Annotated in this window: 17 protein-coding genes; 7 read left to right on the top strand and 10 right to left on the bottom strand. The window is 50.3% G+C overall.

What is annotated here, in order from left to right; translation table 11 throughout:
- Nucleotides 1-51: 51 nt before the first annotated feature.
- Both ACSF8W_RS08675 and ACSF8W_RS08680 read right to left on the bottom strand, forming a co-directional pair.
- Nucleotides 52-1,155 (bottom strand): endonuclease/exonuclease/phosphatase family protein, encoded by a 1,104-nt coding sequence (locus ACSF8W_RS08675; protein WP_500846782.1) that lies wholly within the window; start codon nt 1,153-1,155, stop codon nt 52-54.
- A 173-nt stretch (nt 1,156-1,328) separates the two neighbouring features.
- A complete protein-coding gene (locus tag ACSF8W_RS08680; protein ID WP_500846784.1) occupies nt 1,329-1,814 on the bottom strand; it encodes a hypothetical protein in 486 nt (161 codons plus the stop codon).
- A 307-nt stretch (nt 1,815-2,121) separates the two neighbouring features.
- Between ACSF8W_RS08680 and mobB the strand changes: the two genes are divergently transcribed.
- Nucleotides 2,122-2,676 carry a molybdopterin-guanine dinucleotide biosynthesis protein B gene (gene mobB, locus ACSF8W_RS08685; protein WP_500846786.1) on the top strand — a complete coding sequence of 185 codons (555 nt, stop codon included), beginning with the start codon at nt 2,122-2,124 and terminating at the stop codon, nt 2,674-2,676.
- On the opposite strand, the gene ACSF8W_RS08690 is transcribed toward mobB, so the two are convergent.
- From ACSF8W_RS08690 to ACSF8W_RS08700, 3 genes are all read right to left on the bottom strand, one after another.
- Entirely contained in the window at nt 2,583-3,029 is a 447-nt protein-coding gene (locus ACSF8W_RS08690) for a hypothetical protein (RefSeq protein WP_500846787.1), read from the bottom strand. The genes mobB and ACSF8W_RS08690 overlap by 94 nt on opposite strands.
- Nucleotides 3,030-3,091: 62 nt before the next feature.
- Entirely contained in the window at nt 3,092-3,811 is a 720-nt protein-coding gene (locus ACSF8W_RS08695) for a hypothetical protein (protein ID WP_500846789.1), read from the bottom strand.
- A 4-nt stretch (nt 3,812-3,815) separates the two neighbouring features.
- Complete coding sequence (locus ACSF8W_RS08700; RefSeq protein WP_500846790.1) at nt 3,816-4,364, bottom strand: TFIIB-type zinc ribbon-containing protein; 549 nt, start codon at nt 4,362-4,364, stop codon at nt 3,816-3,818.
- A gap of 474 nt (nt 4,365-4,838) precedes the next feature.
- On the opposite strand from ACSF8W_RS08700, the gene ACSF8W_RS08705 reads away from it, so the two are divergent.
- Nucleotides 4,839-5,060 carry a hypothetical protein gene (locus ACSF8W_RS08705; RefSeq protein ID WP_500846792.1) on the top strand — a complete coding sequence of 74 codons (222 nt, stop codon included), beginning with the start codon at nt 4,839-4,841 and terminating at the stop codon, nt 5,058-5,060.
- A gap of 49 nt (nt 5,061-5,109) precedes the next feature.
- Here ACSF8W_RS08705 and ACSF8W_RS08710 read toward each other — a convergent pair whose 3' ends face one another.
- The 5 genes from ACSF8W_RS08710 to ACSF8W_RS08730 all read right to left on the bottom strand — a co-directional run bounded on the left by ACSF8W_RS08710 (nt 5,110) and on the right by ACSF8W_RS08730 (nt 9,464).
- Complete coding sequence (locus ACSF8W_RS08710) at nt 5,110-5,895, bottom strand: DUF3157 family protein (protein ID WP_500846794.1); 786 nt, start codon at nt 5,893-5,895, stop codon at nt 5,110-5,112.
- The gene (locus tag ACSF8W_RS08715) at nt 5,877-6,539 is read right to left on the bottom strand and encodes a lysozyme inhibitor LprI family protein (RefSeq protein WP_500846796.1); all 663 of its coding nucleotides are present in this window, start codon (nt 6,537-6,539) and stop codon (nt 5,877-5,879) included. The genes ACSF8W_RS08710 and ACSF8W_RS08715 overlap by 19 nt, the downstream gene beginning before the upstream one ends.
- 250 nt (nt 6,540-6,789) lie before the next feature.
- Nucleotides 6,790-7,785: an arginase family protein gene (locus ACSF8W_RS08720; RefSeq protein WP_500846798.1), complete on the bottom strand. Its 996-nt coding sequence runs from the start codon at nt 7,783-7,785 to the stop codon at nt 6,790-6,792.
- A gap of 132 nt (nt 7,786-7,917) precedes the next feature.
- Nucleotides 7,918-8,652, bottom strand: a complete 735-nt coding sequence (locus ACSF8W_RS08725) for an IclR family transcriptional regulator (protein WP_500846800.1) — start codon at nt 8,650-8,652, stop codon at nt 7,918-7,920.
- A 308-nt stretch (nt 8,653-8,960) separates the two neighbouring features.
- Nucleotides 8,961-9,464 carry an RNA-binding S4 domain-containing protein gene (locus tag ACSF8W_RS08730; protein ID WP_500846801.1) on the bottom strand — a complete coding sequence of 168 codons (504 nt, stop codon included), beginning with the start codon at nt 9,462-9,464 and terminating at the stop codon, nt 8,961-8,963.
- 208 nt (nt 9,465-9,672) lie between these two features.
- Here ACSF8W_RS08730 and ACSF8W_RS08735 point away from each other — a divergent pair, with 208 nt between their 5' ends.
- From ACSF8W_RS08735 to ACSF8W_RS08755, 5 genes are all read left to right on the top strand, one after another.
- Nucleotides 9,673-10,200 carry an NUDIX hydrolase gene (locus ACSF8W_RS08735; protein ID WP_500846803.1) on the top strand — a complete coding sequence of 176 codons (528 nt, stop codon included), beginning with the start codon at nt 9,673-9,675 and terminating at the stop codon, nt 10,198-10,200.
- Between the two features lie 165 nt (nt 10,201-10,365).
- Nucleotides 10,366-10,521, top strand: a complete 156-nt coding sequence (locus ACSF8W_RS08740) for a hypothetical protein (RefSeq protein WP_500846805.1) — start codon at nt 10,366-10,368, stop codon at nt 10,519-10,521.
- 208 nt (nt 10,522-10,729) lie between these two features.
- Nucleotides 10,730-11,671 carry a TPR end-of-group domain-containing protein gene (locus tag ACSF8W_RS08745; RefSeq protein WP_500846807.1) on the top strand — a complete coding sequence of 314 codons (942 nt, stop codon included), beginning with the start codon at nt 10,730-10,732 and terminating at the stop codon, nt 11,669-11,671.
- A gap of 161 nt (nt 11,672-11,832) precedes the next feature.
- Complete coding sequence (locus ACSF8W_RS08750) at nt 11,833-13,371, top strand: DEAD/DEAH box helicase (protein ID WP_500846809.1); 1,539 nt, start codon at nt 11,833-11,835, stop codon at nt 13,369-13,371.
- 127 nt (nt 13,372-13,498) lie between these two features.
- The gene (locus tag ACSF8W_RS08755) at nt 13,499-14,800 is read left to right on the top strand and encodes a sulfurtransferase (RefSeq protein WP_500846811.1); all 1,302 of its coding nucleotides are present in this window, start codon (nt 13,499-13,501) and stop codon (nt 14,798-14,800) included.
- Nucleotides 14,801-14,876 lie beyond the last annotated feature (76 nt).

Raw genomic sequence — 14,876 nt, forward strand, 5'->3', positions numbered from 1 at the left:
CAGTCTGTTGCTCTGTCGCGGTGAGCGTGTAGAGAACATCTCAATAAATGCTTAGACAGATACCGTCGGCAAGGTCACATCGACCCATACCAAACGATGATCAGAACCTGCTTGTGCCCGCTCACGACCGCGATCATCGGTGATCAGACCACGTAACGGATCTTTCTTATCCGGCCAGAACACACCACTGTTGTGTGCCGTCATATCCGCAGAAGGCAACACGTAATCCAACCGCAAACCGGCCAAATGCGTCCACTCACTGGCACGCCCACTCCGGGGTTGCCACGGCCGTAAAAAACGCCCGCCAACACTTTTCGGTGTCAACTTGCCCGACGCGACGGTACGGTTCACACGAGGGTGAAATAACAGATCACTAATGCCTGCTTTCATGCCATCGCCATCAATGCGATCGGCATTCAAATCCCCCAGCACTACAAACGACGCATCAGAAGCAAGACCGCCAGACTTGCCGTTATCATCCACTAAGTACGGTGCATCATCGATAATGGCCTTAACCAACGCCAACTCATCATGATTGCGTTTGGCATTACGCTTTTCTTCACCATCAAACACCGGGGGTGTGGGGTGACAGCAAATCACATGCAGTGTTTGCTCGCCGACCGTAACAGGGACCACCACATGGTTTTTTGACGACAACCGCAACTGGGCGCTCGCCGCCTCCCCGTAATAATGCTGGGGCATGTGATTATTCGGCAAATCACGCCATAACAGGGTTTGCCAGCAACGAATAGCACCCGCTTGGATCGGGTAACGGGATAACAAGACAAAGCTGTAGTGACCGTGATGTTCACCAAACCCTTGTGCGTCATTAGGCAAAGTGATCACCCCATCACCATCACTATCGGCGCTCAAGGGTAAACCGGTATTGGACGGCGGGCAGTAACGGTGCGGATAATGGATAGGCGATTGGCCGTGCTGAGGCTGTGCTAAATAATGATCGCAAAAACGCGCTACGGTGCCATCGTCTCCGCCGTCACCGAGATGATCACATTCACACAGCAATAAAATGTCCGGCTGCGTGTGCTGAATGATCGCCGCTAACTTGGCAAAGCGGGCATCTTCCGCAGGCGTTGCATGATGCAGTTGCTGACAGATCGCCCCCGCCGTTGAGGCAGACAATGAAATATTGAACATAGCCACACGAAGCGGCGAGGAAGCAGAACAAGAAGAGAGGGGCTGTGCGTGCAAGGAAGGTTCATCCACGATAAAACATGGCCGCAGTATACGCGACAGCACACATTAATGGCACTGATGGGACAGCAAGATTCACGTGCGCAGTCAACGGCCCCGTTTTATTCGCTACATCGCTAGCCCATTAGCTGATTGATGGCTTGGCGGATCTGCTTGGCATCCCATTCAGCCCGATGTTTCGACGGCCCCAGATTGGCTAAGGTTTGCTGAAAATGTGCGCGTTCAATGCCATTTTCTTGCAGCAACCATAAACCCACTTCGGTGAGCATAAATGACGGTCGCATGTGCGCAGCACGATAGAGGCGCCCCAACCAAAACAAATCCCACTGGCTGTCACAAAAGACCTGCTCATATTGCCCGAGCACCGCATTCAGGTGCTGACACACTTCCACCACTTGCTGACCGTCTTGCAGCAAGGTTTGGCGGGAAATTTGATGTATTTCTTGCTCGGCATACTCATCCCAGTATTGCCAGACATCACTTGCAGTGAGAGGGTTAATCAATAGACTGTGCCCAGACCCATCGGGTAATGAGTAGCCTACTTCGATCGGATAGGATTGTTCGGAAAGACCGGATGCTTCAAAATCCAACGTTGCCCACATTGCACTCTCCCTGATGCGATTCGTTATTACCTGCTCATCAATACCACGACGTCCTGTCTATACCTTGATGGCAAGCTTCGAGTAAATACACCGTTTTCATGTCACTTCTGTGATAACGGTGTACACAATACATGTAGCTTAGAACATGATGCTAATTTGGTGAAGGCGGATCAAACTCAATATTGATACTCGTCACTCACAATTATTCCTCTTACGCATGGTTATTTACCCCACACCGGTCCCTACCTTGGCCTCCTTGATCACATCGATTACACTGCTTATCTCTCACACTACACACGATGTATCTATGACGACTCCCCTTCTTGGCTTTGCCGGTTTTAGCGGTTCAGGAAAAACCACGCTGCTTGAACGCGTTATCGCACAATTGAAGCAACACGGTTTACGTATTGCGCTGATCAAACACAGCCACCATGACATAGAACCGGATAAGCCGGGCAAAGACAGTTATCGACTGCGCCATGCGGGGGCATGCCAAACGCTACTGGCGACACAGGGGCGTCACATGCTGTATTTTGAATACCCAGAACCACGTGAAGAGCCGTCGCTGGCGCAATGTGTCACGCAGCTTGATCACTCACAGCTTGATGTGATTTTGGTGGAAGGATTTCGCGATGAAACCATCGCGAAAATTGAAGTGCATCGCCCAAGCTATGGCAAACCTCGTCTGCACCTTACTGATGCGCACATTATTGCCGTCGCAAGCGACGTGGATCTTACCGACTGTGCGTTGCCGCAGCTGGATCTGAATCAACCCGACACAGTGACCGCATTCATCGTGTCATGGTTAGCCGCAGAGACCAATGCCTCTTCTCTGCCCCACTGCGTTTCAATACGTAAATAAACCCCGCAGTGGATAAACTTGCTCAATTGCAAGTTAGAGAACGCCACCCCAACGGCATATTGCTCTGACGCGCACAACGCAAAGCTCAGAGCAATTTCTGCTGATAAGCCCATATCTATGAAATTGGCACCCCGTCTGTCACACAAGCTCAAATAGTCAAATACGCCTTGGAGCACTTCATCGGGATCACTGCTTTCCGCCAGCGTCATGCTGAAATCAAAACGGGAATAGTGGTGTTGGTCTAACGAACACGGGGTGTCTTTCCACGTGATCTCATTGGCAAAAGCCAAGGTATTCATTAATGCACGAATGTCCTTTTCGTCACCATTAATGTTCAGTGTTGCTATATGCATCTTCACTCCATTGCGATGTCATATAATGGATAAACGGTATCTTGAGTCGATAACCGTTCCCTTTATTGGTCTGTATAGCCTGCAACCTGCCCGTTAGCACTCATGGGCACGGGTTCAAAATGCGTCAACGCTTTATTCGTCACATCCAGCACAGCGGTATAATGCGTCTCGCCTTTTTTCAGCAAGACGAATCGGTTGCCCTCAGGGGTCACCGTGCGATCAATCTCCTGTGTCACCCCGTCTAAAACGACCGTCAAGTCCGTACCATCCGGGTTTGACAGCGCCAATGACCATCCAGCACCGTCCTCGGTAGGCTGCGAGACCAGTGAATAAAGAATCGCGATGGCACGATCATTCGAGTGCAGTACGTCATATTGACGAATGACATACTGAGTATCGTCAAACAACCACGTCGCCTTATTTAACTCAGTATTGAAAAATAAAATATTACGAACAAATCCACCGACCTTCGCACCGTAAGCGCGGCTATCATTCGTGTCATGGGCCAGCATGAATTGAATCGGATGACCCGACACGGGTGTTATCCCCGATAACGCCCATGGTTTTGGCACGGTTTCAGCCTCCGTACCACTGGTAAGCATGTCAGGAAACGAATCAAAATCGGCCGACATTTCCGGTCGCGGATCTTGGTCAGGGAGCACCTCACCCAACAAAATAAACGTTGAAAACAGTGCTACTAATATTGCCAATACCCCAGCGCCGGCAATTAACACACCGTTTACCCGCCAGACCATTTTAAAAAACGGATTATCATCCATCATGATATTAACGCTCCGCCGAATACGGGTCTTCCGCCAGCAAATACGCCCGTAAATCCGCTTTACAAGGCTGCGCGTCAATCCACGCTCGCATGGCTTTCACATGGTTGTAGGTCTCTTCACCAAATTTTTCCTGATAGAAGGTCGTAAAACTTTCTTTGGCTAAATCGCGGCGAATATTTTTCTGCCATTGCACCGTCAAAATAGCATTCAGTGAACTCATCAAGCCATCTTGCTTCAGCAGGTCCCACTCGCCTTTATCCAGCCATACACCACCAACACCGGCGCTGTAATCCAATCGGTGTGTATGTTTCGCCGTAATGCGGAACTTACGCATGATCTTGCCCGATACCGGACACAATAAGGCCTTTTCGGTATCAACTGGCTCACATTGCGTGGCTTCAGGTGCGGTGATCTCGGGGTGCGCATCTTTCCAGGCAACATAATCTTCAATTAAGATCCAATTACCGCCACAATGAATACAAGTGTGTGCTTTAAATAAGTTATCAATCAATCCGGGTAATAATAAGCCAACCTGGCAACTCGTGCAGTGCATGTTTTAATTATCCTTTTTAGCGTTATTTTTTATTTGTTTAACATATATAACGTGGATTAAAGGGAGCGGTCATCGTATGTAAGGCTTTTAGCTGTCCAATCATCGCCGCCAAATATCACGGTTACGTCATAATTTGATAAAAAATAGCCCACGCATGTTTATCCATAAATTCAAACGCTATTATATCCAGCCCATAAAATGAAACGTATAGGTTGCATATCATTCATCCATAACTGTTAAATCTTTCGCACAACCGTTCTGCTTCCGCTTTTATTGACGGCTTGCTGATTAGCTTCCGGTGTTTTTATTTTACTGGCGAATTCAATCTGTCGGGCGAGATCACAATGGGCACAGCGTGAATAACATCAAGAACGTCATCGGATCGCCGCAAATGTGACACTGACTTGTCATAGAGCCTCCCTACACTGCGTGGCACATATTGAGATATCGAGACGATGACAGGTTATTTTTCCAATGAAAGCACACAACCCCGCATTAGCCTTTGCCATTACGAGCATTTATTCCCGCTTCCCAAACCTGAGTTACCGTCCACGTCCTGATGACGTTAAATTACTGGCGGCGTTTATCAAGAGTCAGCATGACACCTATCCGCCACAATTGGATTTACTGTTAGCAGAAGAAAATCACCATATTGAGGGTGAGTTGAATCGCTTCTTTCAGCGTCAGCGCAAGTGAGACGGGCACTCTCTGCACCGCAGCGAGTGAAGAATGAAAGGAAAACGTATCAGCGAAAATCAACAACTGAGATCTTCAGATCCAAGTAATACCGTGCCGCTTTGGGCACATCAAACACCAGCGCACGCCCTTTACGTTCGGTGTCAGGGCGAAAGTAACTTTCTGGCATCCGTTTGATCGAACGCCAGACATTTTGCGTCTGCTTCGCCATCACTTTACCGTGTTCATCAAGCAAACGTACAGTTACATCGACCCGAATAACCGCATTGGCGCTGTGATTGACCAACGACGTCGGAATCGTCAGCGTCTGGTTGTGATACGTAGCAGGCAACACGCTCAACGCCACATCACTGCGGGAGAATACCCCCTGCGAAACAGGCTGCCCCGGCACAATGGCTACCCCCACCGGCAAGTTCGGTGAGGTGATGGATGACAAGGCGATCTCGCTGTTGGCTATCTGGCTCGCGGCCTGACTTGGAACCTGATTAGCAGTATGGGGCGCCGTAGCATTGACTGCCGTGTGGGATGACGCCCCCAGCGCAGCCGCATTAGCGGGTATTGCAGAGGACGTTGACGGTACAGCACGCGATGTGGACGGCACAACCTGCGGCGTGTCGTATTGCCAGGTGTGATCATCAAACAAGATCACCTGCCGACCATCCGGTAAGGTCGCCCGTAGCGGTGCAGATTGCACCGACGGGCTCAATCCAAACAACAGAATGACACCCGTGGTGAATAACCCGGTCATGGCCAACCGGTGTTTTTTACGAGGATGGCGCAGTCTCGACCCATCTCGCCCCCGGCATCGAGCCCAGCCTACTGCATTACCTGACATTGCATTACCTCATCAAATACGCTGATCGTCACGTTGCCTTGATGCTCTTCATACATCACATTTTGCCCAACGTAGCGAATACCGCTGCCAGTGCGCGTGCCAAGCAACAACCATTGACTGTCAACGCTGGTCAGTACCAAGCTGGCAGGATCCGTCTGGTTATAAAACACCGCCGTCATTGGCTGCGAGGTATCTGATGCGTTCGCCGCATCCGTTTTTACGCAACGTAGTGTGACCGGAGCCGGTACGTCGAGCTGGCCACTCATCACCTGCAACTCAACGATGCGCGTCTTGTAGGCGCTTTGGGTGCACGCCTTCACATCATTGGCTTTCCAACAATCGTTTCGCCCTTTGATCCAACCGCGCTGCATGGCCCTTTGTATCTTGAGTTCGTCTTGTGGCAGGCGTTTCATTGTCTCGGCATACACGGTAGCCATTTTCTGATCTAATGCCGCTAAATCAACCTGTTGGCAGATCAAACTTTCCACTTCTCCTGACGCTTTCTGGCAATCAAACGTCGGCGTAACGGTGGCTGTTTGCGCCTGTACTGGCGCAATCCACACACAGGACAGGCCTATGCCGACGACGCCCATCACACCCAAAACCGCGCGCCATACAGGCATGCGCGTCACGTTTGTCTTCATCAATCTTATCTTCACAGAGGGAACCTATCTCTAACCCATTGTTGTCAATAATAGTGGCTCCTGACAAAGTATTAAATATCAAGTTTGAGGCGGACGCATTCAGCGCGGTGCACAATCATCGCTTTCCGTACACACGAAGCACCCGATAAACCGGTCTGTAGACATAAAAAAAGGCCCCCGGCGAAGGGAGCCTATAACCGGTTAAGGTAAAGAGAAAAATAACAAAAGGGTGATATGTTAACGATAAGCCTCACGCATGCTTTAGCGTATGCTGAATCAACTTAGCGGCCAATTTCGCCGTGTGGTGTTGATAATCAAATTCGGTATTTAACCCAGCCACATCCAATATCCGCACTTTGCCGCTGGCCATAATGTGTTTCAGTGCCATCTCTACCACGGCCAAATTCACACCGTACACCCGTGACATATTCACGCCCTCGGCAATGGCGGAAGAAAAAACGGCTAAATCCAAGCTGAGGTGAATATGATCCACGCTGTCGATGTAACGGCTGATCGTCGCTTGAATTTGCTTGCGGTTTTTCATCTTCATTTGGCTATCGAGCAACCACTCAGCCCCCAACTCTTTGGCATACGCAAAGGCGGATTGGCTATTGGTGTGATCGCAAATACCTAAGCCCAAATAATGAAAATCTCGGCGTTCAGCCTGACAGTAACTGGCGATGGTATGAAAGGCAGAACCATTGCGCACCGCCAATGTACGACGTAACTGAAAATTCGCATCGATATTGATGATCCCGACTTTCGGCTGACACGCATGAGGAATGTGTGCCGGGCCTTCGCCTTCCCAGTCATTGGCCGCCTGATACACCGTATCTGACAGAGCCAGATAACTGCCGATAGCCACTTCATGGCCACCGCCCAGCATCACGGGGAAATGCCCCAACTTGAGCATGTCACGTAAGCGCTGATACTGGTAAGCCTGCATCGCTTCAAAACCGGTTTCAGGAAAGACCGCGACTTGCTGTTCATCAATCACACCCGCATCGTACAAAGGCAATGCCATGGTGACAGGCGAGGCGGCCAGTGCGCGACGAATGCTATCAGGCCCTTCTTTGGTACCCGCGTGTGTATCAAAATACTGCTGACTGAGATCACTGGCTAACCCCAGTAAAACCGCGCCCGTTTTTCGTTGTTCAGAATAAGGTTCAATCATCATTGTGGGTTTCACTGCAGACGCGACCTGCGCTGAACGAGCAAACGAAAACCAACGTTTAAAATCCAGCATGATGACTCCTTATCCTTTTGACTCTGACCAAATTAACACTGACCAAACGGCGCAGCAGTGGGTGATAATTCTAGGCTATAAAACCGGGTTTATAGCTTGGGTTTTATATCTTTGATTTTATAGATCAAGATTTTATAGATCAGGCGGAAGTACCCTCGCCGCCTGTAAAACAGAAAAAATGATCTTATTCTTGCGCTTTAACACGCGATCTTCCGGCGCCATGACACTCACGGCACCAACAATTTTGTTGCCAGAGAACACCGGTGCACTGACCCCAGATACCCCTGGATCGTATTCCGAGGTACTGATGGCATAGCCATCATGCTTAATTTGGGCCAGTTCACTTTGCCAGCGATCCAAGGCTTCCGGCTCAGTAATGCCAAAATGGTGCAAGGTCGACATCACACGCTGTTCCGGCATGTGAGCCAATATCACCTTGGAAGACGCCCCTCGGATCAACGGCTGGCTTTGCCCTTCTTCATACGCACAACGCAGCGCATGCGGACTGTCGACACGCGCGGTACACAAGGCGCGGAACCCAACCGGTACCAAGTACGCGGCCATTTCGCCGGTTTGTTGCTGTACGCGCTTCAACACTTGATGCACTCCGCTCGACAGCGGCGAAAACATCTGGAAATTACGCAGTAACTGAAGCGCTGCCGGACCAATGCTGTAACAACTTTGACGCGGGCTTTCTTCAATCAAGTTCCAATTTTTCAAAATCACCAAGTAGCGATACACACTACTGGGTGGCATGCCTGTCTGTTCGCTTAACGTCTGTGCCGTAACCGGTTCATTGGCCGACGCAATATGCATCAGCACCTGAAGCATTTTCTCATTGGCATTCAGTTTGTATTTATTTGTCATTCAGGTCTGTTCACTATGATGTTGTTATTGCAGGTCAACCGACCTGGGCCATTACCGTTGACCTAACCATTAACGCTTATCGCGTTTTATCTCTCAATGCGTATTATCACAATGTAAGAAACGATACACAATCACACAGATAAATTCTTACATTGCAAGAAACAATGGTCTTCACGCCTGACATCTCGGGCACGTCACTTTATTCACGTCCATAAACAACGACACGATATATACCCACAAAAACAAAAAAAGGCCGTGATAATCACTATCACGGCCTTGCTTTAACGAAATTTTCAGACAATCACAGCTTAGAAGCTGATTGGCTTGCGCCCTGTATTTTGGTCTGCTTTTTGGGAGGCTTTCGGTGCTGCTTTCGCGCCGCCTTTCTGGCCCGCTTTACCTTTCGGTGCTGCCGTCGCTTTCGCTCCTTTGCGTGGCTTGCTCTGGCCTGCTTTCGGCTGTGCCGATGCACTTAGACCCGCGCCCTGGTTCGATGCTTTTGATTTCGCTCGCGCTGGCTTACTTGGTGCCGCTGGCTTTTTCGGTTTCGGTTCGTCAGACGGTTCCGTTACGGGTTTATCACACAGTACCAAGAAGAATTCATTGTTAAATTCAATCACGTCACCGTCGTACACTTTGCGGCGCTTACGCTGTTCAAGCTCGCCATTCACCGCCACATAACCTTCGGAGATCGCAAATTTGGCTTCACCGCCACCACTTACCGCATTGGCAATTTTCAACACTTTGTAAAGCTCAATCGGCTGGGCATCCACCTCTACGCCAAGGGCTTCTACTTCATATTCTTCAGACATTTTCACACACCAGTGGTGACATTATTGGCCGCCATTCTACCTGATACCCGGATCACCGCAACTGGCGTGATCACTGGCACGCATTGCCATGCCGACTTATACGCCACAGAGTGAATACTGAGTTTGACATTTTAGGGTTTCATCACCACTGGCTATCCCCTTGTGGCTACGTTATTATTTTCGCCCTCTATTGCTCAGGTCACCGATTATGCATTGCCCATCTTGTGGACAACCCGCCCTGTCTGCGCAAGGCCAGAAAGCCTATGCCTGCACACAGTGTCAGTTTACCTATTTCCACAATACTGCATCGGCCGTGCTGGCGGTGATTTGTCACCACGATGATATTTTAGTCGCGGTACGCGGGCGTGAACCGGGCAAAGGCATGCTGGATTTACCTGGCGGGTTTGTGGATTACGACGAATCCCTTGAGCAGGCCCTGTGCCGAGAACTGCATGAAGAGCTGCACGTAACGTTTACGCCACAGCAATTACGTTATGCGGGGTCAGCGCCCAATACCTACCGCTACCGAAACATTGAATACAAAACCTGTGATGTGTTTTTCCATATCACGCTTGATCAGCGCCCGCACGTTCAAGCCGGTGACGATGTGGCCGCCCTTCAATGGATTCCTGCGGCGTCGCTCAAGCTTGATGATTTTGCGTTTTCATCGGCCAAAACTGCGCTGCAACAGCTTGGTATCACCACTACCCATCACGGGCATCACAGAAACGAATAACGCAGCGTCAGGGAATCGCGTTCTACGCCCTGCCGCTCCTCCTGTAAATTCATCACCAAGGATGATGCTTTTTTAACCACCTCAAGACAGGATGTCTCCATCGTTCATTCAGGCCGCGATTTGTCACCTGAATGGATAATACTCAGTCGCACACTGGAGAATCCCATGCTGACATTCAACCATGACTTTGCATTACGCCCAGAACACACAGTAACAAGTGAAGAACCCCAGCACTTACACGTACCAGCGGCATCAGAAAAAGAAGTTCAACGTCAAGCGCTGCTTCGTTCGGCACAAATCGCGGGTGGACTGGAAGGCTAAACGACGGTGGGCCTTGTACTTTCTATATATAACTTGTGCTTTCTGTTTATAAATAGATAACGCGATTTTCCATCGCTTCGCGTTATCTATTCTGGACGTCTTCTGCTATTTCTTAAGGGCGCCCCACTTTTATTGTTCGACAACACAATAACGTCACATCGAACAGTACACTGCGGGCGGTCCCTTGGTTTTGATGAGGAACGTCACTATGCCCTATCGGATGTTACTGCTTTTTTCCCTCTCCGTGTTTTCCTTCAGCGCCTCCGTTGTGTACGCAACACCCGATGTCTCCTCCTCGGATCCCGCTCCCGCACCGGAATCCCCGTCCGTCTCTCCATCCACAAAAGCGCCCACCGCCGCCGAAACATTACAGCGTTACGCCACCGACAGCATTTACGACAAACCATTGATGGAGCGCTATGTACTGGATGAACTCAAACTACTGCGTACCCAGCAGCAAGATTTAGAACGACGGGTGATGCTTGAAATCACCGATCGCGAATTGTCCGTCGCCGATAAATCCATGAACTATGCCAATGTCACCGTCACCTATTTCTTCTACCTGATTGCCGGTGCCGCCTCGCTCTTTGCCTTGATCGGTTGGCAATCGCTGCGTGAATTGCGCGATAACACCAAAAAAGTGGCCGATCAGCAGCTCTCCGACATCGCCAAGCAATACGAAAAGAAATTCCAGTTGCTGGAGCAAGATTTGAAACGTAAAACGCGGATCATTGCCCAGAACAATAAAGAGATCGAAACCATCAATGAAATTCATAACCTCTGGCTACGTTCACAAAACCTGCAAACCCCAGAGCAGCGCATTGATGTGTATGATGAAATCCTCAAAATTCGCCCAGGTGATCTTGAGGCACTCACATATAAAGCCGATGCGGCGATGGAAACCCGCGAATATAACTGGGCCCTGAGTTTGTGTAACCGCGTATTGGAATTTGACCCCAGCAATGCCCACGCTTTGTATCAACGCGCGTGCGCCTTTGCTTGTCTGGGATCGGAAGAGCAAGCTATCGATGACTTAGAGCGTGCGTTGCAATACACCGCCTCACTGCGCGAACTCGCCGCGGAAGAGAAAGATTTTGAATCCTTGTGGGGGAACGAGCGATTTGAAAGCCTCGTTGCGCCGTTAGATTAACCTCTCGCATACCGCCAAATCCTCGCTCATCCCTTGAAGTAACAGGGTTTAACGGGGGAAATAGTCGAAAGATTAGGACTTTTCCCCATCCTGCTGTAAGCTAGCCCGCTTGCTGCCCATTGTGAGGCAGATCAAACTTTTCATCTAACTGAGAATCTTCTATGAGTTTTGCCTCTCTTGGGCTATGTACCCCAATCCTTGAAGCGATTGCCAATCAAGGCTATGAAACACCTTCCCCGATCCAAGCGCAAGCGATCCCAGCCGTGCTGGAAGGACGAGATGTCATGGCGGCAGCACAGACAGGTACAGGCAAAACTGCAGGCTTTACCCTTCCTATTCTAGAGCTTTTGTCGAAAGGCCCGAAAGTACGTTCTAACCAAGTACGTGCATTGGTGTTGACCCCGACCCGTGAGCTTGCCGCTCAGGTAGGCGAAAACGTCGCGACCTATTCGAAGCGTCTGCCGCTTAGCTCTGCGGTTGTGTTCGGTGGTGTAAAGATCAACCCGCAAATGATGCGTATGCGTCAAGGTGCCGACGTATTGGTGGCAACACCGGGCCGTTTGATGGATCTTGTCAACCAAAAAGCCATTAAGTTTGATCAACTTGAAGTACTGGTATTGGATGAAGCTGACCGCATGCTAGACATGGGCTTTATCCGCGATATCAAAAAAATTCTTAAGATTTTGCCAGCAAAACGTCAGAACCTGCTTTTCTCTGCGACCTTCTCTGAAGAGATCCGCGAACTAGCACGTGAATTGACGAACAACCCGGTTGAAATCTCAGTAACACCAAACAACAGCACAGCGACCACGGTAAAACAGTGGATCCACCCTGTTGATAAATCAAAAAAATCAGCGCTATTGACCAAACTAATCCAAGAGAAAAAGTGGAAGCAAGCGTTGGTGTTCACCCGTACTAAGCACGGCGCAAACCGTTTAGCGGCTTTCCTTGAAGCACGCAACATCACTGCGGCGGCGATTCACGGTAACAAGAGCCAAGGCGCACGTACCAAAGCATTGGCTAACTTCAAGAGCGGCGAAGTACGCATTCTTGTTGCCACCGACATTGCTGCACGTGGTATCGATATCGACCAACTGCCACAAGTGGTTAACTTCGATCTGCCAAACGTGGCAGAAGATTATGTTCACCGTATTGGCCGTACTGGCCGTGCCGGTGCAGATGGTCAAGCGGTTTCCCTGATCTGTGCAGAAGAAATCAAAGAACTGAACGCGATTGAGCAGCTTATTCAGAAGCACCTTGAGCGTGAAGAAGTCTTCGGTTTTGTACCAAGTGCCAAGCTGCCAGCCTCTTTGCCTATCAAGCCGATTAAAGCGAAGAAGCCTAAGAAACAAAAAACAGACGAGCAGACTGGCGAGCGTAGCCAGAAGTCGAACCAAGCGAAATCACAAGGCCAACGTCGTACGCGTTCTGCACAGTCGCACGAAGGCCAATCGCGTGATGCGAAGCCACGTCAGTCTCGCGACGGTCAAGCACGCAATGGCCAGTCTCGTGACGGTCAAGCGCGCAATGGCCAGTCTCGTGACGGTCAAGCACGCAACGGCCAGTCTCGCGACGGTCAAGCTCGCAATGGCCAGTCTCGTGACGGTCAAGCACGCAATGGCAACACAAGCAACGGTAACCGTCGCTTTAAGAAACCACAAGGCAACCGCGCGAACAATGGCTCTACGCAGTCAGCGTAATTAAGCCAAGATAGAAGCGCACTAAACCCGCTTCTATATCAAGAAAATTCAAAGCCAGCAGACTATAATGCTGGCTTTGTCGTTTCTGTTTCTTCCTTTTTCTTTTCTCCTTCTCATGGGCCTTTTTATGCGGATAACCCAATACGGGCTAGTGCCTTTACTTGCCTTGTTCAGTGCCTCTCTGTGGGCGACGACGTTTGATCAACTCGCCAAGCATCCCTCTTCAGAGATTCAAATTATCGACTGCCGCAACAGCAATGCTTTCAACGGCTGGCCGGAAACCGGACAAACCCGCGGCGGCCATTTCCCGGGGGCAATCAACTTTGATGCGGACTGGCTCAGCACCTTACGTCCGCCCGAACTCGGCAGCTTATTGGAATCCCGTGGGATTGTGCTTGATCACCCCACGTTCCTTTATTGCGCCCCACAAAAAGCACAGATGCTGAAAGATCAGCTGACCCGCTTAGGCAACAAGCGCGTCACGGTCATGCCAGAAAGCCTGTCCGCCTATTCGGGTACGTTAGTGTCATTGCCCCGTTTTCAGCACTTGGTACCCGCAGACTGGCTGGATCAATTGATCCGTGGCGAAAGCGTCCCTTATGCACCGAAGAAAGGCTTCAAAGTGGTGGAAGTCGCGTGGGGGCCGCCAACCAAATACTTGGTGGCACACATTCCGTCTTCGCTATACATAAACACCAATGATATTGAAGCCGAGCCGTGGTGGAACTACGTGGATGCCAAGCAACTCACTGACTTAGTCCGTGACTTGGGGATCCGTCACGACACCACGGTGATTTTATATGGCCGCGACAACACGGCAGCAGCTCGCGCAGCACATATTCTGATGTACGCAGGCGTCGACGATGTGCGTTTGCTCAACGGCGGATGGACGGCATGGACGAACGCCGGCTTCGAGACAGAGGCGCTGCTGAATCAGGCTGAACCGGTCGATTTTGGCCGCACGATACCGGCCAACCCGCAATACATGACCGATTTGTCGCAGGCGCGTACCATGCTCAAGCACCCTGACAGTCAATCGCTGGTCAGCATTCGCAGTTGGGCGGAATACACCGGTGAAACCAGCGGCTACCGTTACATTAAACCCAAAGGACGCATTGCAGGGTCGAAATGGGGTCACGCGGGTTCAGACGCATACCATTTGGAGCACTTCCGTAACCCGGATAACACCATGCTCAGCGCTGATGTCATCACGCAATTCTGGGATGACTGGAACATTAACGCCGATCAAAATGTGGCGTTTTACTGCGGCACCGGCTGGCGTGCCTCTGAAGTGTTTTTCTATGCCTATGTGATGGGCTGGCAGCACATCAGCGTGTTTGACGGCGGCTGGTTTGAGTGGAGTGGCGATGCCAACAACCCCACCGAAACCGGTGATATCCCTAATGCCCCGAAAGCAACGCATTACTGATTGATTCTTCACCCATAAAAAAACGGCGATGATTCGCCGTTTTTTATTGCCCGCTTTCTATTGCCTGTTTTTATCA

The organism is Photobacterium sp. 270122K (assembly GCF_059941365.1).